The organism is Oleiphilus sp. HI0080, from assembly GCF_001635135.1.
Map to the genome: position 1 here is coordinate 1 of NZ_LWFU01001136.1, position 432 is coordinate 432.

Genomic DNA, 432 nt, shown 5'->3' on the forward strand with positions numbered 1-432 from the left:
TGATTGCCAGCTACGTTGAGCCATTTGCCAGCATGAACCCCTGTCCAATGTGTATGATGCAACGAGCAATCTACCTGACAACGGCAGGCTTCGCGATCCTTGCCCTGGTAAGCCTTAGGCATCGCTTATNCGCTACGATTTTTAGCATTCTAGGTTTGCTCAGTGCCGCAACCGGCGTTGCCGTCGCAGCGCGACAAGTCTGGCTGCAACACTTGCCCAAAGATGAAGTTCCTGCATGCGGCCCGCCACTGGAGTACATGATTGATGTTTTCCCCATCATGGAAGTGCTTCAAAGCATGTTAATGGGCACTGGTGATTGCGCGGAAGTCCAGTGGCAATGGCTCGGGTTATCAATACCTGCTTGGAGCATTATTGCGTTTACAGGCTTAGCTATTGCGCACCTGATGATTATCGTTAGGAATAAATAGAAAT

1 protein-coding gene is annotated in these 432 nt (G+C 50.1%); it reads left to right on the forward strand.

All coding sequences use genetic code 11. From position 1 onward, the window contains the following. Positions 1-428: disulfide bond formation protein B (locus tag A3751_RS20425; RefSeq protein WP_082863414.1), on the forward strand; the 428-nt coding region annotated here is incomplete at its 5' end. Positions 429-432 lie beyond the last annotated feature (4 nt).